This window comes from Acinetobacter sp. YH16040_T (assembly GCF_024605785.1).
GTDB classification, from domain to species: Bacteria; Pseudomonadota; Gammaproteobacteria; order Pseudomonadales; family Moraxellaceae; genus Acinetobacter; species Acinetobacter amyesii.
In genome coordinates this window covers 2,437,894-2,459,300 of sequence record NZ_CP094541.1, presented here as the reverse complement: position 1 = coordinate 2,459,300, position 21,407 = coordinate 2,437,894, and the positions used below count along the sequence as shown (strand labels likewise).

Annotated in this window: 18 protein-coding genes, 2 tRNA genes and 2 pseudogenes; 13 read left to right on the top strand and 9 right to left on the bottom strand. The window is 40.4% G+C overall.

Annotated elements, in window-relative coordinates; translation table 11 throughout:
* The first annotated feature begins 48 nt into the window (after positions 1-48).
* The 3 genes from lpdA (at position 49) to sucD (ending at position 3,731) form a co-directional block, all read left to right on the top strand.
* A complete protein-coding gene (lpdA, locus tag MST16_RS12145; RefSeq protein WP_168379217.1) occupies positions 49-1,479 on the top strand; it encodes a dihydrolipoyl dehydrogenase in 1,431 nt (476 codons plus the stop codon).
* A gap of 181 nt (positions 1,480-1,660) precedes the next feature.
* Positions 1,661-2,827 (top strand): ADP-forming succinate--CoA ligase subunit beta, encoded by a 1,167-nt coding sequence (gene sucC / locus MST16_RS12140; RefSeq protein ID WP_078192988.1) that lies wholly within the window; start codon positions 1,661-1,663, stop codon positions 2,825-2,827.
* Positions 2,828-2,840: 13 nt separating this feature from the next.
* Positions 2,841-3,731 (top strand): succinate--CoA ligase subunit alpha, encoded by an 891-nt coding sequence (sucD, locus tag MST16_RS12135; RefSeq protein WP_168379215.1) that lies wholly within the window; start codon positions 2,841-2,843, stop codon positions 3,729-3,731.
* Positions 3,732-4,744: 1,013 nt separating this feature from the next.
* Here the strand turns inward: sucD and MST16_RS12130 are convergent.
* From MST16_RS12130 to MST16_RS12120, 3 genes are all read right to left on the bottom strand, one after another.
* Entirely contained in the window at positions 4,745-6,457 is a 1,713-nt protein-coding gene (locus MST16_RS12130; RefSeq protein WP_180011015.1) for a flotillin family protein, read from the bottom strand.
* A gap of 176 nt (positions 6,458-6,633) precedes the next feature.
* Positions 6,634-7,272, bottom strand: a complete 639-nt coding sequence (locus tag MST16_RS12125; RefSeq protein ID WP_180007473.1) for a YqiJ family protein — start codon at positions 7,270-7,272, stop codon at positions 6,634-6,636.
* A 465-nt stretch (positions 7,273-7,737) separates the two neighbouring features.
* A complete protein-coding gene (locus MST16_RS12120; protein WP_111884395.1) occupies positions 7,738-8,280 on the bottom strand; it encodes a hypothetical protein in 543 nt (180 codons plus the stop codon).
* Between the two features lie 321 nt (positions 8,281-8,601).
* Here MST16_RS12120 and cysD point away from each other — a divergent pair, with 321 nt between their 5' ends.
* The 7 genes and pseudogenes from cysD (at position 8,602) to MST16_RS12085 (ending at position 14,071) form a co-directional block, all read left to right on the top strand.
* The gene (gene cysD, locus MST16_RS12115; protein ID WP_078189893.1) at positions 8,602-9,516 is read left to right on the top strand and encodes a sulfate adenylyltransferase subunit CysD; all 915 of its coding nucleotides are present in this window, start codon (positions 8,602-8,604) and stop codon (positions 9,514-9,516) included.
* Positions 9,517-9,679: 163 nt separating this feature from the next.
* Positions 9,680-11,293, top strand: coding sequence for a sulfate adenylyltransferase subunit CysN (cysN, locus tag MST16_RS12110; RefSeq protein WP_180011013.1), 1,614 nt, complete (start codon positions 9,680-9,682; stop codon positions 11,291-11,293).
* 147 nt (positions 11,294-11,440) lie between these two features.
* The gene (locus MST16_RS12105) at positions 11,441-11,713 is read left to right on the top strand and encodes a hypothetical protein (RefSeq protein WP_180011012.1); all 273 of its coding nucleotides are present in this window, start codon (positions 11,441-11,443) and stop codon (positions 11,711-11,713) included.
* A 69-nt stretch (positions 11,714-11,782) separates the two neighbouring features.
* A complete protein-coding gene (locus MST16_RS12100; RefSeq protein WP_180011010.1) occupies positions 11,783-12,898 on the top strand; it encodes a RelA/SpoT domain-containing protein in 1,116 nt (371 codons plus the stop codon).
* A gap of 64 nt (positions 12,899-12,962) precedes the next feature.
* On the top strand, positions 12,963-13,484 hold the full coding sequence (locus MST16_RS12095) for a PadR family transcriptional regulator (protein WP_180011008.1): 522 nt from the start codon (positions 12,963-12,965) through the stop codon (positions 13,482-13,484).
* On the top strand, positions 13,481-13,798 hold the full coding sequence (locus MST16_RS12090; RefSeq protein ID WP_180011006.1) for a DUF3861 domain-containing protein: 318 nt from the start codon (positions 13,481-13,483) through the stop codon (positions 13,796-13,798). The genes MST16_RS12095 and MST16_RS12090 overlap by 4 nt, the downstream gene beginning before the upstream one ends.
* A gap of 13 nt (positions 13,799-13,811) precedes the next feature.
* Positions 13,812-14,071, top strand: a pseudogene (locus tag MST16_RS12085) (DUF2798 domain-containing protein).
* Positions 14,072-14,084: 13 nt separating this feature from the next.
* Here MST16_RS12085 and MST16_RS12080 read toward each other — a convergent pair.
* The gene (locus MST16_RS12080) at positions 14,085-14,435 is read right to left on the bottom strand and encodes a co-chaperone YbbN (protein WP_180011002.1); all 351 of its coding nucleotides are present in this window, start codon (positions 14,433-14,435) and stop codon (positions 14,085-14,087) included.
* 134 nt (positions 14,436-14,569) lie between these two features.
* Here MST16_RS12080 and MST16_RS12075 point away from each other — a divergent pair, with 134 nt between their 5' ends.
* The gene (locus tag MST16_RS12075; protein WP_180011000.1) at positions 14,570-15,562 is read left to right on the top strand and encodes an NAD(P)H-quinone oxidoreductase; all 993 of its coding nucleotides are present in this window, start codon (positions 14,570-14,572) and stop codon (positions 15,560-15,562) included.
* A gap of 495 nt (positions 15,563-16,057) precedes the next feature.
* On the opposite strand, the gene MST16_RS12070 is transcribed toward MST16_RS12075, so the two are convergent.
* Together MST16_RS12070 and MST16_RS12065 are read right to left on the bottom strand one after the other, a co-directional pair.
* Positions 16,058-16,143, bottom strand: a tRNA-Leu gene (locus tag MST16_RS12070).
* A gap of 10 nt (positions 16,144-16,153) precedes the next feature.
* Positions 16,154-16,227, bottom strand: a tRNA-Cys gene (locus MST16_RS12065).
* A 152-nt stretch (positions 16,228-16,379) separates the two neighbouring features.
* On the opposite strand from MST16_RS12065, the gene folD reads away from it, so the two are divergent.
* Together folD and MST16_RS12055 are read left to right on the top strand one after the other, a co-directional pair.
* Positions 16,380-17,228 (top strand): bifunctional methylenetetrahydrofolate dehydrogenase/methenyltetrahydrofolate cyclohydrolase FolD, encoded by an 849-nt coding sequence (gene folD / locus MST16_RS12060; RefSeq protein ID WP_180010998.1) that lies wholly within the window; start codon positions 16,380-16,382, stop codon positions 17,226-17,228.
* A gap of 265 nt (positions 17,229-17,493) precedes the next feature.
* On the top strand, positions 17,494-18,162 hold the full coding sequence (locus MST16_RS12055; protein WP_180010996.1) for a methyltransferase: 669 nt from the start codon (positions 17,494-17,496) through the stop codon (positions 18,160-18,162).
* 65 nt (positions 18,163-18,227) lie between these two features.
* On the opposite strand, the gene MST16_RS12050 is transcribed toward MST16_RS12055, so the two are convergent.
* From MST16_RS12050 to MST16_RS12040, 3 genes and pseudogenes are all read right to left on the bottom strand, one after another.
* A complete protein-coding gene (locus MST16_RS12050) occupies positions 18,228-18,656 on the bottom strand; it encodes a hypothetical protein (protein ID WP_078193296.1) in 429 nt (142 codons plus the stop codon).
* Between the two features lie 197 nt (positions 18,657-18,853).
* A complete protein-coding gene (locus tag MST16_RS12045; protein WP_078190125.1) occupies positions 18,854-20,173 on the bottom strand; it encodes an MFS transporter in 1,320 nt (439 codons plus the stop codon).
* Positions 20,174-20,461: 288 nt separating this feature from the next.
* Positions 20,462-21,387, bottom strand: a pseudogene (locus MST16_RS12040) (MFS transporter); the annotation flags it as partial.
* Positions 21,388-21,407 lie beyond the last annotated feature (20 nt).

Here is a 21,407-nt window from a genome sequence, read left to right as displayed (position 1 = left end):
TGCAATGGGCTTAGAGCGATCCTCTTAAGCCCATTTTTGGAGATACACATGTCTCAATTTGATTTAGTTGTTATTGGTGGCGGTCCTGGTGGTTATGAAGCTGCTATCCGCGCTGCTCAATTAGGCTTTAAAGTAGCTTGTATTGAAAAACGTATTCATAAAGGTAAACCATCTTTAGGTGGTACTTGCTTAAACGTGGGTTGTATCCCATCTAAAGCATTACTTGATTCATCTCACCGCTATGAAGATACCGTTCATCACTTAGATGACCACGGTATTACGACTGGTGAAGTGAAATTTGATCTTGCAAAACTGCTTGATCGTAAAGACAAAATTGTTAACCAATTAACGATGGGTATTGATGGCCTACTTAAAGGCAATGGTATCGAATGGTTAAAAGGTACAGGTAAATTACTTGCAGGTAAGAAAGTTGAGTTTGTATCTCACGAAGGTGAAACTCAAATTTTAGAACCTAAATATGTAATCCTTGCATCGGGTTCTGTGCCAGTCAATATTCCAGTTGCTCCTGTAGACCAAGACATTATTGTTGACTCTACTGGTGCGCTTGAGTTCCCAGAAGTGCCTAAACGTCTTGGAGTAATCGGCGCGGGTGTAATTGGTCTTGAACTTGGTTCAGTATGGCGTCGTCTTGGTTCTGAAGTTGTTGTATTTGAAGCAATGGATGCATTCTTGCCAATGGCTGATAAAGCTTTGGCAAAAGACTACCAAAAAGTATTGACTAAACAAGGCCTTGATATCCGTGTTGGCGCTAAAGTTGCTGGTACAGAAGTCAATGGCCGTGAAGTTACTGTTAAGTACACGCAAGGTGGCGAAGATAAAACTCAAACTTTCGATAAATTGATCGTTTGTGTGGGCCGTAAAGCATATGCAGAAGGTTTATTGGCTGAAGATTCAGGCATTAAACTCACTGAGCGCGGTCTAGTTGAAGTAAACGATTGGTGTGCAACTTCAGTTGAAGGCGTATACGCAATTGGTGACTTGGTACGTGGTCCAATGCTTGCACATAAAGCAATGGAAGAAGGCGTAATGGCTGTTGAGCGTATCCACGGTCATGCAGCTCAAGTGAACTATGACACTATTATCTCTGTAATTTACACACACCCAGAAGCGGCGTGGGTTGGTTTAACAGAAGAGCAAGCGAAAGAAAAAGGCCACGAAGTTAAAACAGGTCAATTTGGTTTCGCTGCAAATGGTCGTGCAATGGCTGCTGGTGAAAACGCAGGCTTTGTTAAGTTTGTTGCTGATGCAAAAACGGATCGTCTACTTGGTATGCATGTCATTGGACCTGCAGCGTCTGATATCGTACACCAAGGTATGATTGCACTTGAGTTTGTATCAAGTGTTGAAGACCTTCAGTTAATGACTTTCGGTCACCCGACATTCTCTGAAGTCGTTCACGAAGCTGCGTTGGCTGTCGATGGACGTGCGATTCACGCGATTCAGCGTAAACGTAAATAAGATGTAAAAAGAGCGGCTTAGGCCGCTCTTTTTTGTTTCAGATGGTTGTTTTAATTTGAATAATCATCTAAAAATAAAGATAAGAAATATTTTAAGATTTAAAAAAGGTTAAAGCTGCTTTGACGGATGTCTGGGCTTTAATGGGTCATAACAAAGCGAAAAAAGAGTAAAAGGTTGTTCAATGAATCTACACGAATATCAAGCTAAAGCGTTATTAAAAAAATATGGTATGCCAGTCCAAGAAGGCGTATTTGTAACAACCGCAGAAGAAGCAGTCAAAGCTTTTGAGCAATTGGGTGGTAAGTTTGCAGTTTTAAAAGCCCAAGTCCATGCAGGTGGTCGTGGTAAAGCGGGCGGCGTTAAAGTCGTAAAATCTGCACAAGAAGCCACTGATTATGTGAACCAAATGGTCGGCTCACGCTTAGTCACTTATCAAACAGATGCATTAGGTCAACCCGTCAGCGGTATTTTGGTATCTGAAGATGTTTATCCAGTAGAGCGTGAATTGTACCTAGGTGCTGTAGTTGACCGTTCTAGCCGTCGTGTGACCTTTATGGCATCGACTGAAGGCGGTGTTGAAATTGAGAAAGTTGCAGAAGAAACGCCTGAAAAAATTATTAAAGTTGAAGTAGATCCTCTAGTGGGATTGTTACCATTCCAAGCACGTGAAGTGGCGTTTGCTTTAAACCTAAAAGATGGTCAAGTGAATCAATTTGTCAAAATCATGTCTGCGGCTTATCAAGCATTCATTGAAAATGATTTTGCTTTATTTGAAATTAACCCGTTATCCGTACGTGAAAATGGCGAGATTTTATGTGTGGATGCAAAAATTGGTATCGACTCAAATGCTTTATATCGCTTACCAGAAATCGCAGCACTACGCGATAAAACGCAAGAAAATGAGCGTGAGCTGAAAGCCTCTGAGTTTGATCTGAACTATGTTGCCTTAGAAGGCAATATTGGTTGTATGGTCAATGGTGCTGGCCTAGCGATGGCAACCATGGACATCATCAAGCTATATGGTGGTCAACCTGCAAACTTCCTAGATGTAGGAGGCGGCGCGACCAAAGAACGCGTAATTGAAGCCTTTAAAATCATTTTGGCGGATAGTTCTGTGCAGGGTGTATTAATTAATATTTTTGGCGGAATTGTACGTTGTGACATGATTGCTGAAGCAATTATTGCAGCGGTTCAAGAAGTAAATGTGACTGTACCTGTGGTTGTTCGTCTAGAAGGGAACAATGCAGAGTTAGGTGCAAAATTACTTGATGAATCAGGTTTGAAATTGATTTCTGCAAATGGCTTGGCTGATGCTGCAGAAAAAATTGTTGCTGCGGTAAAAGGCTAAGGGAGTAGAGATCATGAGCGTATTAGTTAATAAAGACACCAAAGTATTGGTACAAGGTTTTACCGGTAAAAACGGCACATTCCATTCTGAACAGTCAATTGCTTACGGCACAAAAGTGGTCGGTGGGGTGACTCCGGGCAAAGGCGGCACACAACATTTGAATCTGCCCGTATTCAATACCATGAAAGAAGCTGTACGTGAAACGGGTGCAACGGCAACCTCGATTTATGTACCGGCACCATTTGTCCTAGATTCAATTATTGAATCGATTGATTCAGGTGTTGAGCTGATCGTTGTGATTACGGAAGGTGTGCCTACACTCGATATGCTAAAAGCTAAACGTTACCTAGAAACCTATGGTAATAATGCACGTCTAATTGGTCCGAACTGTCCAGGGATTATTACTCCGGGTGAATGTAAGATCGGTATTATGCCGGGGCATATTCATCAGCCAGGTAAAATCGGCATTATCTCGCGTTCAGGGACATTAACCTATGAAGCTGTAGCGCAAACTACGAAGTTGGGTCTAGGTCAGTCGACTTGTATCGGTATTGGGGGAGATCCAATTCCGGGCATGAACCAAATTGATTGCTTAAAGCTGTTCCAAGATGACCCTCAAACTGAAGCGATCATCATGATTGGTGAGATTGGTGGTACAGCAGAAGAAGAAGCGGCTGAATATATCCAGTCGAATGTTACAAAGCCTGTTGTTGGTTATATCGCGGGTGTAACTGCACCTAAAGGTAAACGTATGGGGCATGCAGGGGCAATCATTTCGGGCGGTAAAGGCACAGCTGAAGAGAAATTCGCTGCCTTTGAAAAAGCGGGTATGGCTTATACCCGTAGTCCTGCTGAATTAGGTTCGACCATGTACGAAGTGCTGAAAGGCAAAGGTTTGGTTTAATCGCCATACTTAAACATCAAAAGAGAATCTTCGGATTCTCTTTTTTTTTACGCAAAAAAAAGCGTATTTCAGCCGCTATGCAAAAGCCATAAGGGCATGGCTATGTGTTCTGCTTTGGGGTGCAGTGACGCTGCATAAACGGATGGAATATTGGTTGTTCAATAACTATGAAATGTAAAGAACACATAATAATCCGAATATGTGATGATTGCGGGGATGGTCATAGGTTTATGATTTTTAAAAATAATTTCGTATAGCGTGCAGTATATTGATTTTAGGGAAAATAACTAATTTAATTGAGATTTTTAATGGATCTTTATCATCAAAGAGCTTTTTTACTTGGATGAAGCCTAATATTTTCAATAGAAATTATTTTATTTGTAATTTTCTCAAGCCTTATACAAAGGATGGTAGATTAGGAATATGAGAAGGGGGAGCTTTAAAATTGGTGAAATTTGCTATCTCAGTGATGAAATTTTTTTAAGAAAATCTACAGGAGCATATATCTCGATAGATAGTTATTATTTTTTAGTTGATGGTTTAAAGAGCCAGAACTTAGTTAGACCCTATTTTCCATTTAAGAAGCAATTTCCAAGTTTTATAAAAACAATAGATAGAACAAAATGTTATCGAGCTGAATATATAGAAGTAAATATCTTATTCTGTAAGATGAGAAGGATATATCAATTAATTGATTTTAAATATTTTGTTTCATAATTTTATGCTGTTTGCTCTATAGCTTCTAAATGAGTATTTTTATGAAATACGCCATTTGTTCATTGATTTAACATCAGGCTGTGATGCGAAATATAAATGTCAGAAACCATTAAAAGCGCTCTGATAAGACAGAAAATGTTGTTCATTTCTTTGGGAGATTGTATGCCCATAAGTACAAGTATCTAAGCCATAAAAAAGCAGTGCGGACACTGCTTTTTTAATTCATTTAGAATGTGTTGCTCAAGCAATCACTTCTGAATAAAGAGATTTGATGGAGCCCTATCTCAATCAAAAACTTAGTTTTTGCTGGTTTTTAAGCTCTGAGTTAAACCGTTAATATCGCCACCTTGGATACCAAGTTCACTCATCAAGCTATCAATTAGTGGGGCCTGGCTGCGGTAGCGTAAGGCACTATTCACCACTTGGTCTGATAAGGCAACATTGCCGCTGCCTTCGTGGTGAGCATCACCTTGGCAAGAACCTGCATGACCACCATTTAGACCATTTACTTGCAAAATCTTAATGTCATCAATGTTTTCCATTGGTTTAACACTTTCGCGAATGATTTCTGGTAAGTATTTCAGCATCGCTAAACGAATTTGCATTTCAACCTGTTCAGATGACAATACGTTGTTTGCTTCGTTCACTGCACGTGTACCTTCAGCATCAACTTGGTATTGTTTTTCCATCGCTTGAGCCAAGAGAACTTTTGCGTCAGCTTCACCTTTGGCTTTTAAGCGAACTTTTTCAGCTTCGGCTTCAGCTGCAATACGAATCGCTTCTGCATCATCTGCGGCTGCTTGTTTACCCGCTTCAGCCGCGACAGTAATGGCAATCGCATCTTTCTCCGCTTTTTCTTTCGCAGAGACCAATTCAACAGCTTTTTGACGTTCAGCTTGTTGGATTTGACGAACGGTAATGACTTCTTCTTCGGCTTTTACCGCTTGAGCACGGGCTTGATCGGCATGCGCTTTAGCTTCAGATTCAGCACGAGATTTTTCTGCAATAGCAATGGCACGGTCTTGCTCAGCCAACTCAATGGTTTTCTTTTGTTCCACTTGGGCTTGCTGAATAATTTGTGACTTTTGAATATTTTGATTTTCAACGTCACGTGCAGCAGTAATACGCTTTAAGTCAACTTCACGTTCAGCAGCAATACGCGCTTCTTCGGCTTCACGTTTTTTCGAAGCTTCTTGTGATGCAATTTCTGCAAGCTGTTCTGCACGACGAACTGAAATTTCACGTTCTTGTTGCAGTTTTGCATATTCTTCTTCACGCAAAATTTGTAGACGTGCTTGTTCTGCTTCTAAGTTCTTGGTCTTAATCGCAAGATCTGCATCTTGTTCAATCGCATTACGTTTACGACGACGGTCTTCAATGGTTTCTGTCAGTTTAGTTAAACCTTCAGCATCGAACGCATTTTGTGGGTTAAAGTATTTAAAGCCTGTTTGGTCTAAGCCAGTTAATGAAACAGTTTCAAGTTCCAAACCGTTTTTATGTAAATCTTCAGACACCACTTGCTGAACTTTTTGTACGAAGTCGACACGTTTTTCATGCAACTCTTCCATCGCCATTTCTGCGGCAACTGCACGCAATGAGTCAACAAATTTTCCTTCGACCAAATTCTTTAACTCATTTGGCGACATGGTCTTTTGACCTAACGTTTGTGCTGCGGTAGCAATCGAATCTGCGGTTGGTTTCACACGGACATAGAACTCCGCCATCACGTCGACACGCATACGGTCACGTGTAATCAGCGCTTGGTCATCTGCACGGCGTACTTCAAGACGTAGGGTGTTCATATTGACTGGAATAATTTCATGCAGCACAGGAAGCACAATAGCACCGCCACCTAAAATCACTTTTTCACCGCCGAAGCCTGTACGCACAAATGAAATTTCTTTACTTGAGCGACGATAAAGTCGAGCAATAATAAAACCAATAAAAATAAGTGCGGCAAAAATTATCCCGACTGAAACAAGGATACCGCTTGGAATAATGTCTAACATGGACGTTTATCTCTTTTGTTGTAGTTCAAGCTAACCCTCTAAAGTGCTAACAAGTTTGGTTTAAAAATCAGTATTTTGTTGACTCATCATGACTTCGAGATTTACAGAAGGAATGACGCGTTAAATGTATTTATATGGTGTTAGAAGAACTGATCGAGCATCAATTCATTCAAAATTTAGAGCATTGTGGCTTGAAAGCCTACATTTGTTTTTTGGGTTAAAACCACTGATTGACCTTGGCTGAAAATTTCATCTTGTTCAGGTTCAACCAAAATATAATGGGTCAATCCGTGTTGATCTTTGACTTTGGCTTGAGCAGGAGACTGGGGTCGTGCATCACCCAAAATGATCGTGGCCGTTCTACCGATCAATTCATCACTATAAATGGCAGTGGTTTCATCTTGGGGTAAAATACGGGCAATGAGCATTGCGCTAAAACGTACGAAGGGCATGCACAGAAAAATACAGGCTGGTGCAATAATCCATGCACTGAACATCATACTGGTCATTTGGTTAACGATGGCTTGAATAGCAAAGCCCAATAAACTATAGACACATAAGAAAATGATGAGCCATACAAACAGTGGAATACGACCCAAATACAACCAATCGAGCACACGTGTCACGATACCTGCATCGGCATCTACACCTAGCTCTGCATTATGACCAACATCCTCAGGTAGGAATTGATCTAAGAAGCCTTGAGAACCACCCCCTAAAATTGTTAACACAATCTCAAAAAGTCCAAACAAGAACATTAAACAGAGACTGATGCTAAACACGATATTAGACGGGTGAGTAAACAATTCCCACATTATATTTATCTCTATATTTATGCTTATAAAAAATCAAAAAAAAATAATTCTGGCTGAATTTTTTTCAGTAAATAAAATAACATTATCTGTCGAAATTGTGTAAAAAAATTACAGATCAGATTAACAAAAAGTCGGCTTTTATGTGAGCTATTACTAAGTTTTTCTTTAAAAATAGGTGATCAATTAAGTCAGGATTATCTAAATCTAAAGTTAATAGTATTTCTGCTTTACCCATTTAAGATTTAAGTCATTGTGATCAATCAAATTTTCAGTCTAATTGCAGATATATAAGTGGTCGTGCTTAACGGAGAAAAATGGCTTGTTAAAAGGCACAGAAAACAATGTTAGGAAATGTAAATTTATAACCGTCACGGCAGTGCTGAGAGCTTTACCGTGACTTTCGATGTCATATGGAGATTTGAACTGGTGTTCAAAAGAGCTATTTTTAGGTGGCTTTAACCGTTTTTATAACAATGAAGTTTGAATGCGTACTTTCATATCTAAAGCCGCTTGAACAATAAAGGTTTTCATCCACTTCACTTGTTCGCCCATCGGATTGGTTTTAATCGCAGTGTCTAAAAAGCCCATGCTTTCAAGTTGAAACAATTGCTTTTCGATCTCTTCTTCTAACTGGGTGCTATTGGCTGCGAGCGGGAAATGGATTAAGTGAAATGCTTTGGGAAAATTATAAAAAGCATAGAGCAGATTAAATGCGCGTTGATCGGCCTTTAAATTGCCAGCGCCAATTTCGTAGCCGCGATCTTGGTTACTGTGAGTCACCCCAATCAAAAATTCGAGTTTATTGTCCAAAAGTCGTAGGCCGAACTGAAGGCCAATTTGGTCAGCACTCAGCTCATGTTGGATAAAGTTATTCAGCGGGCTGCCGTCATCATTTAAGGCTTCTTGGAGCACAAGCATGTGTGAAGAATGCTGATAAATATAGCCAGCAAGACCTGCTGCTTCAATCAGCGACTTTAAGGTTTCAAGCGTATAGTGACTATATGGCATATCAATAACTATTGGAGAGTGATATAGCTACTTTAGGTAATTTGAGCGAGTTTGAATACCGATTGTTTAGAGGATTTAGCGATTAGTTAATCGATAAAAAATTGCGTAAACTTAGGGATCTCGGACTAGAATAATAATGAAATTGATAAGCCTATCGTATTAAATTAATTAAAATTGATAAGCAGTATCAGACAATTTGTATATGACGAATAAGAATATCAATATCACAAAACAAGCAATCGTTATGAAAGCTTAATCACTATAATGTATATATATCTTTAAAAGTGTAATAAGTACACATATTCTAAGCTGGTGTTGTCCATGTCATTAAATGAGGAAAGACTTACTCATCTTAAACAGCTTGAAGCTGAGAGTATTCATATCATCCGTGAAGTTGCTGCTGAGTTCGAAAACCCAGTCATGCTGTATTCAATCGGTAAAGATTCAGCGGTCATGCTGCATCTTGCTTTAAAAGCATTCTATCCTGCCAAACTTCCATTCCCACTACTGCATGTAGACACGGGTTGGAAATTTAAAGACATGATTACTTTCCGTGACAACATGGCAAAAGAGCATGGCTTTGATTTGATCGTGCATCAAAACAAAGAAGGTAAAGATGCAGGCGTGAATCCGTTCGATTACGGGAGCTCAAAATATACTGATATCATGAAAACTCAAGGCTTAAAACAAGCACTTGATAAATATCAGTTTGATGCGGCTTTCGGTGGTGCGCGCCGTGACGAAGAAAAATCTCGTGCCAAAGAACGTGTTTACTCATTCCGTGATACCAAACATCGTTGGGACCCTAAAAACCAACGTCCTGAACTTTGGAATCTTTACAACGGTAAAGTGAACAAAGGTGAAAGTATTCGTGTGTTCCCATTGTCTAACTGGACTGAGTTGGATATTTGGCAATACATCTACCTCGAAAATATTAAATTGGTTCCTTTGTACTTGGCTGCTGAACGTCCAGTGGTTGAGCGTAACGGTACACTGATCATGGTTGATGATGAGCGTATGCGTTTAAACGAAGGTGAAGTGCCACAAATGAAATCGGTGCGTTTCCGTACTTTAGGTTGTTACCCACTGACAGGTGCGGTTGAATCAACTGCAACAACTTTACCGGAAATTATCCAAGAGATGCTTTTAGCCACCACATCTGAACGTCAAGGTCGTATGATCGACCATGACGAAGCAGGTTCGATGGAAAAGAAAAAGCAGGAAGGTTACTTCTAAGAATCTCATAATCTCCCTTGCGCAGCAGTGCTGCTCACCCTCTTTACTAAAGAGGGGGAACTCCCGAGAAAGAACGGAGAAGTCTCCCTTTCTTAAAGGGAGATTTAGAGGGATTAAAAAGATTCAGAAACCGATTTCAAAAGAATATGTGGAGCTTTGAGCAATGTCTCATCAATCAGATTTAATTAGCCAAGACATCTTGGCGTATTTAAAACAACACGAAAATAAAGACCTTCTACGTTTCCTGACTTGCGGTAACGTAGATGACGGTAAATCGACTTTAATCGGCCGTTTGCTTTACGATTCAAAATTGATTTATGAAGATCAATTACAAGCTGTGACTCGTGACTCTAAAAAAGTGGGTACTACGGGTGATGCGCCTGACTTGGCTTTACTTGTCGATGGTCTACAAGCGGAACGTGAACAAGGTATTACCATTGACGTGGCTTACCGTTATTTCTCTACTGAAAAACGTAAGTTCATCATTGCTGACACCCCGGGGCATGAGCAGTACACACGTAACATGGCAACGGGGGCGTCTACTGCGGATTTAGCGATCATCTTGATTGATGCGCGTTATGGCGTACAAACTCAAACGCGTCGTCACTCATTTATTGCGAGTCTTTTGGGTATTCGTAATATTGTGGTTGCAGTGAACAAAATGGACTTGGTTGAATTCTCTGAAGCACGCTTCAATGAGATTCAAGCTGAGTACAACGAGTTCGTAAACCAATTGGGCGATCGTAAACCTGCGAATATTATCTTCACGCCAATTTCTGCGTTGAATGGTGATAACGTTGTAAACAAATCGCCAAATACGCCGTGGTACCAAGGTCAGACTCTAATGGAGACTTTGGAAACTGTTGAAATTTCGCATGATACGAGCAAGCACGAATTCCGTTTCCCTGTTCAGTATGTTAACCGTCCGAACCTCGACTTCCGTGGCTTCTGCGGTACGATTGCACTCGGTGAAGTAAAAGTTGGCGATACCATTACTGCATTGCCATCTGGTAAGTCGTCTACTGTTAAAGAAATCGTGACTTTTGACGGTAACTTAGATCATGCAGTTGCAGGTCAAGCGGTGACTTTAACACTGAACGATGAAATTGATATTTCACGCGGTAACGTATTGGTAAAAGCGGGCGAACAACCATTAATTTCACGTTCTGCACGTGCCTCTGTGGTATGGATGACAGATGCGCCTTTAGTGGTTGGTAAGCTGTATAACGTGAAGTTTGGTACGCAAACTATTCCTGCCAAAGTAGCTAAAATTAACTACCGTACCAATGTAAACACATTGGAAAAAACGGAAGTTGAACAGCTTGAATTGAATGCGATTGCAGATGTAACGATTGAGTTTGATGCGCCAGTGGTATTTGACCGTTATAAAGACAGCCGTTACACAGGTTCATTTATATTTATTGACCGTTTAAGCAACGTGACTGTTGGGGCGGGTATGGTTGAGTCTGCAGTGGAATGGACTGCACACAACGAGCCTGTTACTGCTGAAGCGCGTGCTGCACGTTTAGGTCAAAAACCTGCTGCTGTAACTGTGACTGCTAAAGCCCTTGAAAATGCGCAAGCGATTGAAAGCTTATTGATTCAGCAAGGTGTGGTTGCAATTGCGAAAGCTGGTTTAACTGTGGAGCAAGTTGCACTAGTTCGTGAAACTGGTGTGGTTGTGATTACTGATAGTGCTGAAGGTACTGATGTGACTTATACAGTGGAGACTGCTGAAGAAGTTGCTGAGAAAATTGTTGAGTTGGTTCGTCTGTAATAGATTGATCCACTTCAAATAAAAAACCCGCCTGATGGCGGGTTTTTTATTGCTATAGATTAATTGCTGAAAAATAAAACACTTAAATTATGTGTGATGGTTCACATAAATATTTTCTCTGTAAAATGATTATATAGAGGGATTTTTATGAAAAAGTTTTTATTTTTAATAGGGTTATGTTTGGCTTTTACAGTAGAGGCTAAGCAAAATGGGCAAAGTACAGAGGTAATTAAACAGAAAATAATACAGCAGTCTATTGATAGTTATCCGGGAAATTGCCCTTGTCCTTACAATACTGCAAGTAATGGTAGTCGGTGCGGTAAGCGTAGTGCCTACAACCGTGCAGGTGGTTATGCGCCACTTTGTTATCCTGAAGATGTGAGTGATCGGATGGTGAGAGAATATAAAGGTAGAGTATAGCAAAAATAAAAAATATTAATGAGTTACAGATTTTTTGATAACATGCTAAAAAATTGATCACTAATTAATATGAAATATACAGGTAAAAGAATTACTCAGGCGGGAAATGATCTACAGAATCCATTGCTTAAAGAAAACCCGGTACTATTTAGGGCAACGATGGATGTTTTGACATATTGGCGGTATAGCCACGAAAGTTCAATGAATAGTGCGGAAGTTTTATTGAAAGAGGCGACAGTAAAATTTGATAAATCTGCATTCTTGGCAAAAAGGTTGAAGCGTAGTAATTCCATAATCAAAAAATTATCTCGTTTTGATAATATGATGCTTAAAAATATGCAGGACATTGGGGGAGTTCGTGTAGTTGTTTCTAGTTCTAAAAAATTGCAAAAAATATTGAAGCAAATTCAAAGTGATAAGAGATTTTATAACAATGAAAATAAGTTAAGGAAAAAAGATTATTTAAAAAATCCTAAGCCTGACGGTTATAGGGGTGTTCATTTAGTTGGAAAGTTTTTAAATGACGAAAAAGAAAATAGAAATATAGAATTACAACTCAGAACGCAGATGCAACATACTTGGGCAACGACATTAGAAATTGTTGATTTATTTACTAAGCAAAACCTCAAAACTAATCAAGGGCGTATGTCCTGGCAAAGATTTTTTATGTTAGTTTCAAATCAGTTAGCAATTATTGAGTCCTTACCAGGATATGGAATCAAAAATGAAAAAGATTTAATGAGGGAATATATTTTATATGTTTTTAAAGATGAAAAACTATTGCGAGAAGTTGCAGAAATTAAATACATATCAAAAAAACTACAGGTACCACAACTCCTTAATTCTTTTGCTAGATCTATCAATATTATGGACCAATCAGAACGGTTAGAAAATTGTCCAGATGGATATATATTAGTTAGATTAAATACAAATACTAAAAGTATTCAATGTGATTACTTTAAAAAGGAGGAAGCTGAAAAAGCTTCTGAGTATTACACATTATTAGAATCCACAATACAGGAAGGAAGTAATTGGATTGTTGCGTTGGTATCGAGTAATGCTGTGGATGGTATAAAGCAGGCATATCCAAACTATTTTGCGGATTCTAGGAACTTTTTAACATTTTTAGGATTCATTCATTTGATAAAAGCACAGTATGTAGAAAGAGAGCCAGTAGTTTCGTAATATTGAACTTAAAACCTCAAACTGATAAGATATATCTTAATTAATCTTAAGGTGTATCTTTGCTATGCCAAATTCTGACCTGATTGCAGACATCGAAAGTCCTGTCAAAACCCGAAAACGCCTGTTTGAAGCAGGGCACATGAAACTATTGGTGCTGCATCTTATTTCCCAAGCGCCTAAGTTTAGTTACGACATCATTAAAGATGTCGGCGCAATCGTTGGCGGCGGTTACAGCCCAAGCACAGGGACGATTTACCCAACGCTGAACTACCTCGAAGAACAGCAATACATCCATGCAGAACTAAATGCCGAAGACCGTAAACAATACAGCGTCACACAGTCAGGCTTAGTGCATTTAGAGGCAGAAAAAGCCACAGTAGAGAAAATTCTGTGTTGTTTTGATACCCGTAAGCAGATTCATAACAATGAACAATTCGTCGACATCAAACGTGCGATGGAAAACTTAAAAGCATCACTGCGCATCAAAATTCAGCACTGTGAACTAACACCTGAACAGGTCTATGCCATTGCAGAAAAAATAGATCAGGCGGCAGTCGAAATCAGCCGTATGGAGGTGACACAATGAAACAGCATCAATATGAAATCACGCTCAAACACATTGCTGATGCGCAGGGCAATCCTTCGACTTATACCGAAGCGTTGCAGTTTAATGCCTACAACCATGATGACATGTTTAAGGTGCTGGAGCATTTGACCAAAGCGCAATTGTTAGATGATGAAAAAACCAAAGCCTTTGCTGTGGGTCTGAAACTGTTTGGTGAAACCTTGTTGGAAAATAAAGACCATCCTTTATTTAAAGATTTCATGCCGCATTTCGGCCAATTTATGAAAACACTGAAACAAACCGTAAAAGCCCAGAACGCAGCCCAAGACGAATAATAGGTATTTACAGATGAATCAACTCCCAAAATTTCATCCCAAACACATGACTTGGCTGATGCCCCTAATCTTGTCCGGCATTATGAGCGGTTCAATTTCTTGCTTTAACATGCTGATGAATAAAGGCTTGGTTGAAGGCTTTCTTGGTATTTGGCTGCGCGCTTGGGGTATGTCATGGATGGTGGCGTTCCCGCTCATTTTGATCGTGTTGCCATTGGTGCGTAATACTTTATGAAGTTTGTACGCCTGCCGAATGAGTCTGCATCCAAATAAAAGGTACATCCGTTTAGTCATGAGTTGAATGTGACTGCATCGCATCTTGAATGATGGCTGTTAATTCAGTCAGCGATTTAACTCCTGCAATACGTTGAATGACTTGCCCGCGATAAAATACTAAGGTTGAAGGTAGTCCATAAACGTTATAGCGCAAGGTTAGTATCGGTGAGGAATCAATATTTACCTTGCCAAATTTGAGCTGTGCATGCTGTGCGGACATTTGACTTGCGCACTGCTCAAATACAGGGAAGTTCTGCACACAGGGCGCGCACCAGTCTGCATAGAAACGAATCACGGCAAAACCATCGAACCATTCATAGTCACTGGCGTTATCTTCATTGTATTCAATGATCTGAGACATGCTTGGCCTATTATTCATTTACGAAATACACTACAGATTATACATAAGTCCATGTTTATTCATTCTGCGGCATTTCTATGTTCAAATAGTGCAGAGATAGAAGATGAATAGTCAATAATTGAAAAGGAAAAACAATGTCACAGCAAAGCATGCAGCAGGTCATTATTACTGAACCGGGCGGTGTCGATAAACTGGCGTATGAAAGCGTTGCCATCCCAGATGCGAAAGCGGATGAAGTGTTGGTTAAAGTGCATGCCTTTGGTATTAACCGTCCAGACATTTTACAGCGCCAAGGCTTGTACCCAATGCCGAAAGGGGTAACACCAGTACCGGGTCTGGAAGTGGCGGGTGAAGTAGTTGCTGTGGGTGCAGATGTCACTTTGTTTAAAGTGGGTGATAAAGTCTGCGGTCTGACCAATGGTGGTGGTTATGCAGAATATTGCGTAGTACCTGAAAGCCAAACCATTCGTATTCCTGAAGGTGTAAGCTTTACTCAAGCAGCAGCGATTCCTGAAACTTTCTTTACGGTCTGGGCGAATGTATTCCAAATGGGTAAAGCCAAAGCAGGTGAAACGGTACTTATTCATGGCGGTACTAGCGGTATTGGTACTACAGCGATTATGTTGTGTAATGCTTTAGGTATGAAAACCTTTGCGACGGTAGGTTCAGATGAAAAAGTCGCTGCGATTTCAAATATCACTCATGCCATTAACTATAAAACTCAAGACTTTGAGCAAGTGATTAATGAGGCGACCGCTGAGCAAGGCGTAGATGTTATTTTAGATATCGTTGGCGCGCCGTATTTGGCGCAGAACCTCAATCTATTACGACGTGATGGTCGTTTGGTCTATATAGCCTTCTTAGGTGGTGCAAAAGCCAAAGAAGTAAAACTGGGTCAAATCATGATGAAGCGTTTGACCATTACAGGCTCAACCATGCGTGCGCGTAATACTGAAGAAAAGGCAGAGATTGCCAAAGGCATTCAGGAAAATGTTGTTCCGTTATGGTCTAAAGGTGAATGCCTGCCAATGATTTACAAAACATTTAAGTTTGATCAAATTCAAGAAGCACATGCAGCCATGGATACAGGCGAGCATGTAGGTAAGATTGTGGTTGAAGTGATCTAAAGGATTATTTTTAAAACGCGATGTATTTGCAGGGTGTTTTAAAATAATTAAAGAGGGCAATGTCCCTCTTTTTTATTGTATTCCTATCTGATTTGACGCAGTAACATCAAAAGCACAATTTGATTCAAATAAAAGAATGATACGCGGTAAGGTCATCCGCAAGTGTGTGAGACAGGGTTGTTTTTAATCAAAAATGTTTTTGCAATACTTTGAATAAGTAGACGCTAGTGAACGAGTTTTGTCGGTGAGGTGCATTGCACCGCAAGATGGTTTCCTTGCGAAGCTTCGCTTCTCATTTTGCCGAAACAAAAGTACCTCCAGCCGAAGGCTAATCCCTTTATTCAATCCCTAGATGTAAGACTCTGTCGAGTAGATTTAAATATCGGTAAATAATGTGAAATTACTTTTACGTGCGTAACATCTGTTGCTAAATTTTAGGCATAAAAAAACCAGCTTATCGCTGGGTTCTTTATTACACCATCTTCAGTAGAAGAATGGTGCCCGAGGCCAGACTCGAACTGGCACGCTTTGTGGGCGGGGGATTTTAAATCCCCTGTGTCTACCGATTTCACCACTCGGGCTTAACAAGATTGGAGGCGGAGGTCGGAATCGAACCGGCGTACACGGAGTTGCAGTCCGCTGCATGACCACTCTGCCACCCCGCCATGTCTTGTTGATGCGTATATTAGCAAGCTCTGAAAAAAAAACAATAGCAGATTCATCTGTATGAGCATAAAAGCAGCATACAAGGTAAAAAATTTAAAATAATCATGTATTATGTGCAAAATTGATTCATATCATCACTTGGAGAAGTGCCGTGGCATTAGTTTTAGATGGTCGTGCATTGGCGAAGAAAATTGAAGCTGACTTGTTGACTCGCGTAGAAGCGCTAAAAGAGAAAACTGGTCGTACCCCAATTCTTGCGACTATTTTGGTAGGTGACGATGGTGCATCTGCAACTTATGTACGTATGAAAGGGAATGCTTGCCGCCGTGTTGGTATGGATTCATTAAAAGTTGAGCTTCCTAAAGAAACTACAACTGAGCAATTGCTTGCTGAAATTGAAAAATTGAATGCAAACCCAGATGTTCACGGTATTTTGTTACAACACCCCGTACCTGATCAAATTGATGAGCGTGCATGTTTCGATGCGATCTCGCTTGAAAAAGACGTAGATGGCGTAACTTGCTTAGGTTTTGGTCGTATGGCAATGGGTGAAGCTGCGTATGGTTCTGCGACTCCTGCAGGTATCATGACCATTTTAAAAGAAAACAACATTGAAATCGCAGGTAAACATGCGGTTGTTGTGGGACGTTCTGCAATTTTGGGTAAACCAATGTCTGCAATGTTACTTGAAGCAAATGCGACAGTGACTACTTGCCATTCACGTACTCAAAACTTGGCTGACTTTGTTAAACAAGCTGACATTATTGTGGGTGCGGTAGGTAAAGCTGAATTAATTCAAAAAGATTGGATCAAACCGGGTGCAGTGGTTGTTGACGCTGGCTTCCATCCACGTGATGGCGGCGGTGTAGGTGATATCCAATTGGTGGGTATTGAAGAAGTTGCTTCTGCTTATACACCTGTTCCGGGTGGTGTAGGTCCTATGACCATTACAACGTTGATTCGTCAAACTGTTGAAGCTGCTGAAAAAGCGTTGGGTTAATCTTTTAATTAAAAGATATTTATGTCACAACGGAGTCTTACCGTTATGACTTTTAAATGTAAGAAGACCGTATGTTACTTTTGTTTCGGCAAAAGTAACCAAAACCATTTGTCATCTGCTGAACTCGACATAATCAGTTTTTTGATTAATGGTGTCGCAGAAAAAGTGTTCATTCGATTAAGTTCTGTCTCGCACAGCAGCAGATGACAATGTCGCGTATCTGATACGTTTATAAATTCAAATAAAATCATCTCCAAGGCTTAATATGAGCTGTACTTTCCAATTTCCCAAAGCCCCTGAACATTTACTGAAAGCACTGCATGAAGTCATTCCGCATTGTGAATTACATGCACAACAGTTGCCTGAAACCCCGATTTCTCTATGGTTGATTCCACCGGTATTTCCAACCGATAAATTGGATGATGAGGTCATTCGCCGTATATGGAATGACACGCCGTATTGGATCTTTTGTTGGGCTTCAGGGCTTGCAATGGCGCAGTGGTTGTTGGCAGAGCCGCATCATGTCAAAGATAAAGTGGTGTTGGACTTTGGTGCAGGTTCAGGCGTGGTGGCGATTGCAGCAAAAATGGCAGGGGCGAAACGCGTGATCTGCTGTGACATCGACCAAGTGAGCCTAGATGCCTGCCGTGCCAATGCAGAGTTGAATAATGTTGAATTCGAATATTTGGACGATCTGTATAAAGCCGAACAAGTCGATATTTTATTGGCTGCAGATGTGCTATATGACCAATGCAACCGTTTCTTTTTGGATGAGTTTTTAAAGTTTGCTCCAGAAGTGTGGGTGGCAGACAGTCGTGTGAAAAACTTTAGTCATCCTAAATATGAAAAACTCGATGAACGTAGCGCAACAACATGGCCTGATTTGGATGAATCACCTGAGTTTCGAAATGTGAGTTTTTATAAAACCCTATAAATATTGAACCCATAAAAAAAGACGCTCAAAGCATCTTTTTTTTGTCTTTTGAACAGCAAATTTGATTAAGAACAAGTATAACGAACCACACGTAAAGTGGCAGGGCGAGCATCGAGTGCATCGCGTGCGCCTAAGTTTTCAGAGTTACGAAGGTCTGGGGTATTTGACAGACCGAAGTTCGCACGTGTATTACCAATTTGACGGCCGTACTGGGTATTTTCCAAAGCAGGATTTGCAATTTCGTTCACGCTTAAGATTTGTAATTTATAGGTCTTTTGCGTATTTAATACTTTTTGGCAAGCACGTTGTAATTTATTGGCATCCAGTTGTTGGTTTTGGCGACCCGCTAAAGTATATGCAAGTGTTGCGCTATCTGCAGATTTGGACTCTATTTGAAAGCCCGTTTGACCATTAAAAGCACGTGGAGTGCTTTGGCAAGCAGCCATCGACATTGCAACAATACCCAAACTTAAAACTTTGTAAATATTTTTCATCATTCATTCGCCGTGTGTATTTGTATGCTCAGTATGCCATAGTCCGTCTTTCGACTCGATGGCGAAAACCAAGAAAGCCAAAGAAGTTTGATTAAATTATGATGTGGACGAGTCGATGAATGGATGGAAATGGAGATAAAAAAAGCTCATCAAAATAGGCTTTGATGAGCTTAAGTGGAATAGCAGGGCTGAGCGACTTAATCGTCAGTGATCATGCTATGTTTTTTAGTATCTTTCATGAAGACATAGGTAATTAAAGATAAACCAATCATGAATGTAATGTAGTAGAAGAAGTAGTTTTCATGGCCTGCATTTTTGAAGCTCAAAGCCACAAGTTCTGCTGTACCACCAAAGAGTGTATTTGCAATGGCATAAGGTAATGCAACACCTAGGGCACGGATGTGTGCAGGGAACAACTCTGCTTTCACTACAGCATTAATCGCAGTATAACCAGTGACAATCACCATACCACTCATGCAAAGCATAAATGCTGTGGTTGGGCTGGTCGTAGAACCGATACCGTTGAAAATTGGAATGGTGAAGAGTACACCAAGCACACCAAAGGCGATCATAATTGGCTTACGACCAATTTTGTCTGAAAGCGCACCGACAGCAGGTTGTAAAAGCATAAAGATGAAAATCGCAGCAGTGGTAATTTCGGTAGCTGTGGTTTTCTCAAAGCCAGACGTGTTGACCAAATATTTTTGCAAATAAGTGGTAAAGGTGTTGAACGCTAAAGTACCACCGGCAGTTAACATGATCACAGTGAAGGCTTGTTTAGGATATTTGGTAAATAACGCTAAAGCCCCTGATTTTGGACCACCATTTTTAGCTTGTTCTTGGGCTTCTTTAGAGGATTGAGTTTCAACTAAACCGCGACGAATCCAGAACACCACAATAGCGAGTAATGCACCGATGAAGAACGGAACACGCCAGCCCCATTCAGTTAAAGCTTGTTCTGAGAAATTGCGTTGTAAGATAATTAAAACGCAAAGTGCCAATAGCTGACCTGAAATCAGTGTGACATATTGGAAACTTGAGAAGAAGCCACGATGGTTTTTACCTGCCATTTCAGTCAAATAGGTGGCACTAGAACCATATTCACCACCAACACTTAAGCCTTGGAGTAAACGCGCTAAAAGTAGAATAGCGGGTGCGAGCATGCCTACAGAATCATAGGTTGGTGCACATGCGATCATCAGTGAGCCGACACACATCAACGATACAGACAGCGTCAAACCTGCTTTACGACCTTTACGGTCCGCATAAATACCCATGACCCATGCGCCGATTGGACGCATTAAGAAACCGAGTGCAAAGACTGCAGCTGCTTGTAAGAGTTTTACAGTATTGTCACCGTCAGGGAAAAATTGCGGTGCAAAGTAAAGGGTAAAGGCAGCGTAGACATACCAGTCGTACCATTCAACGAGGTTGCCGGCAGATCCGCCGAGGATAGATTTGACACGAGTTTTTCTATCCAATTGTTCAGGAACAACTGGCTCAGATGAGTTTGACACATCATTCTCCAAGGAATGAATGCAAAACATATCCATTTAAACTCTTTGGGAAAAGTTTAAATCAATATATTTTGTCGAAATGGGAGATGGAACTATATTTATTTAATTTATACTCCTGTTGTCGCAGAAAATCATGCGACTTTAGTCTATAAAATGCGATATTTTTGACCAGATACATTTTTCACGACTAAATGAAAAAAAACAAAGCCTCATAGACTGAGGCTTTGATGGGGAAAACATGCTGTTTTTGATCAGATTGATCAATAACTCATCTTCAAATAACCCTGATCAATGCTCCTGAATTTTGGAATGGTGTTTGGTGTCTTTCATAAAGACGTAGACCAATAACGAAATAAAAATCATGATGGTCACATAGATAAAGAACCATGACTCGTGACCAGCTTCTTTAAAACTCAGCGCGAAGAATTCTGCCGTACCACCAAAGATGGTATTTGCAAGAGCATAAGGCAGTGCAACACCCAATGCGCGAATATGCGCAGGGAACATTTCTGCTTTTACAACCGCATTGATCGAGGTGTATCCCGTGACAATCACTAGACCTGCGAGACAGAGCCAAAATGCAGTCCAATAATCTTGAGTTTGTCCTAATGCACTAAATAGAACATAGGTGAACAGCACCCCTAAGATCCCAAAAGCGATCATTAAAGGCTTACGACCAATTTTATCGGATAGACCACCTGCTAGTGGTTGTAAGCACATAAAAATAAACAGTGCTAAAGTGGTGATTTGCGTGGCCTCAGGTTTACTAAAGCCAGAGGTATTGACCAGATATTTTTGCAAATAGGTGGTGTAGGTATAAAAAGCCAATGTACCCCCAGCTGTTAAAAATAACACCGTGAATGCTTCTTTCGGATAATGCTTAAATAGAGAAAATAAGCCTGATTCAGGCTGGTCCTTTTGCTCTTGTGCATTTTTGAAGGACTGGGTTTCTAGTAGGCCACGTCGAATGCGGAAAACCACTACCGCTAAACACGCACCGATAAAGAACGGAATACGCCAGCCCCAATCATGCAATTGTTCTTCTGTCAGCAACCATTGCAAAATAAGTAGTACGCACAGTGCAGTCAACTGACCTGCAATCAGTGTCACATATTGAAAGCTTGAAAAAAACCACGACGGTCACGGTCAGCCATTTCACTGAGGTAGGTCGCACTAGCGCCATATTCACCGCCGACACTTAAACCTTGAATTATAGCCAAATCCTAAAAACTAT

Coding starts and splice junctions, on each gene's coding strand:
- lpdA (WP_168379217.1), top strand. CDS start 49: ATGTCTCAATTTGATTTAGTTGTTATTGGTGGCGGTCCTGGTGGTTAT.
- sucC (WP_078192988.1), top strand. CDS start 1,661: ATGAATCTACACGAATATCAAGCTAAAGCGTTATTAAAAAAATATGGT.
- sucD (WP_168379215.1), top strand. CDS start 2,841: ATGAGCGTATTAGTTAATAAAGACACCAAAGTATTGGTACAAGGTTTT.
- MST16_RS12130 (WP_180011015.1), bottom strand. CDS start 6,457: ATGTTAGACATTATTCCAAGCGGTATCCTTGTTTCAGTCGGGATAATT.
- MST16_RS12125 (WP_180007473.1), bottom strand. CDS start 7,272: ATGTGGGAATTGTTTACTCACCCGTCTAATATCGTGTTTAGCATCAGT.
- MST16_RS12120 (WP_111884395.1), bottom strand. CDS start 8,280: ATGCCATATAGTCACTATACGCTTGAAACCTTAAAGTCGCTGATTGAA.
- cysD (WP_078189893.1), top strand. CDS start 8,602: ATGTCATTAAATGAGGAAAGACTTACTCATCTTAAACAGCTTGAAGCT.
- cysN (WP_180011013.1), top strand. CDS start 9,680: ATGTCTCATCAATCAGATTTAATTAGCCAAGACATCTTGGCGTATTTA.
- MST16_RS12105 (WP_180011012.1), top strand. CDS start 11,441: ATGAAAAAGTTTTTATTTTTAATAGGGTTATGTTTGGCTTTTACAGTA.
- MST16_RS12100 (WP_180011010.1), top strand. CDS start 11,783: ATGAAATATACAGGTAAAAGAATTACTCAGGCGGGAAATGATCTACAG.
- MST16_RS12095 (WP_180011008.1), top strand. CDS start 12,963: ATGCCAAATTCTGACCTGATTGCAGACATCGAAAGTCCTGTCAAAACC.
- MST16_RS12090 (WP_180011006.1), top strand. CDS start 13,481: ATGAAACAGCATCAATATGAAATCACGCTCAAACACATTGCTGATGCG.
- MST16_RS12080 (WP_180011002.1), bottom strand. CDS start 14,435: ATGTCTCAGATCATTGAATACAATGAAGATAACGCCAGTGACTATGAA.
- MST16_RS12075 (WP_180011000.1), top strand. CDS start 14,570: ATGTCACAGCAAAGCATGCAGCAGGTCATTATTACTGAACCGGGCGGT.
- MST16_RS12055 (WP_180010996.1), top strand. CDS start 17,494: ATGAGCTGTACTTTCCAATTTCCCAAAGCCCCTGAACATTTACTGAAA.
- MST16_RS12050 (WP_078193296.1), bottom strand. CDS start 18,656: ATGAAAAATATTTACAAAGTTTTAAGTTTGGGTATTGTTGCAATGTCG.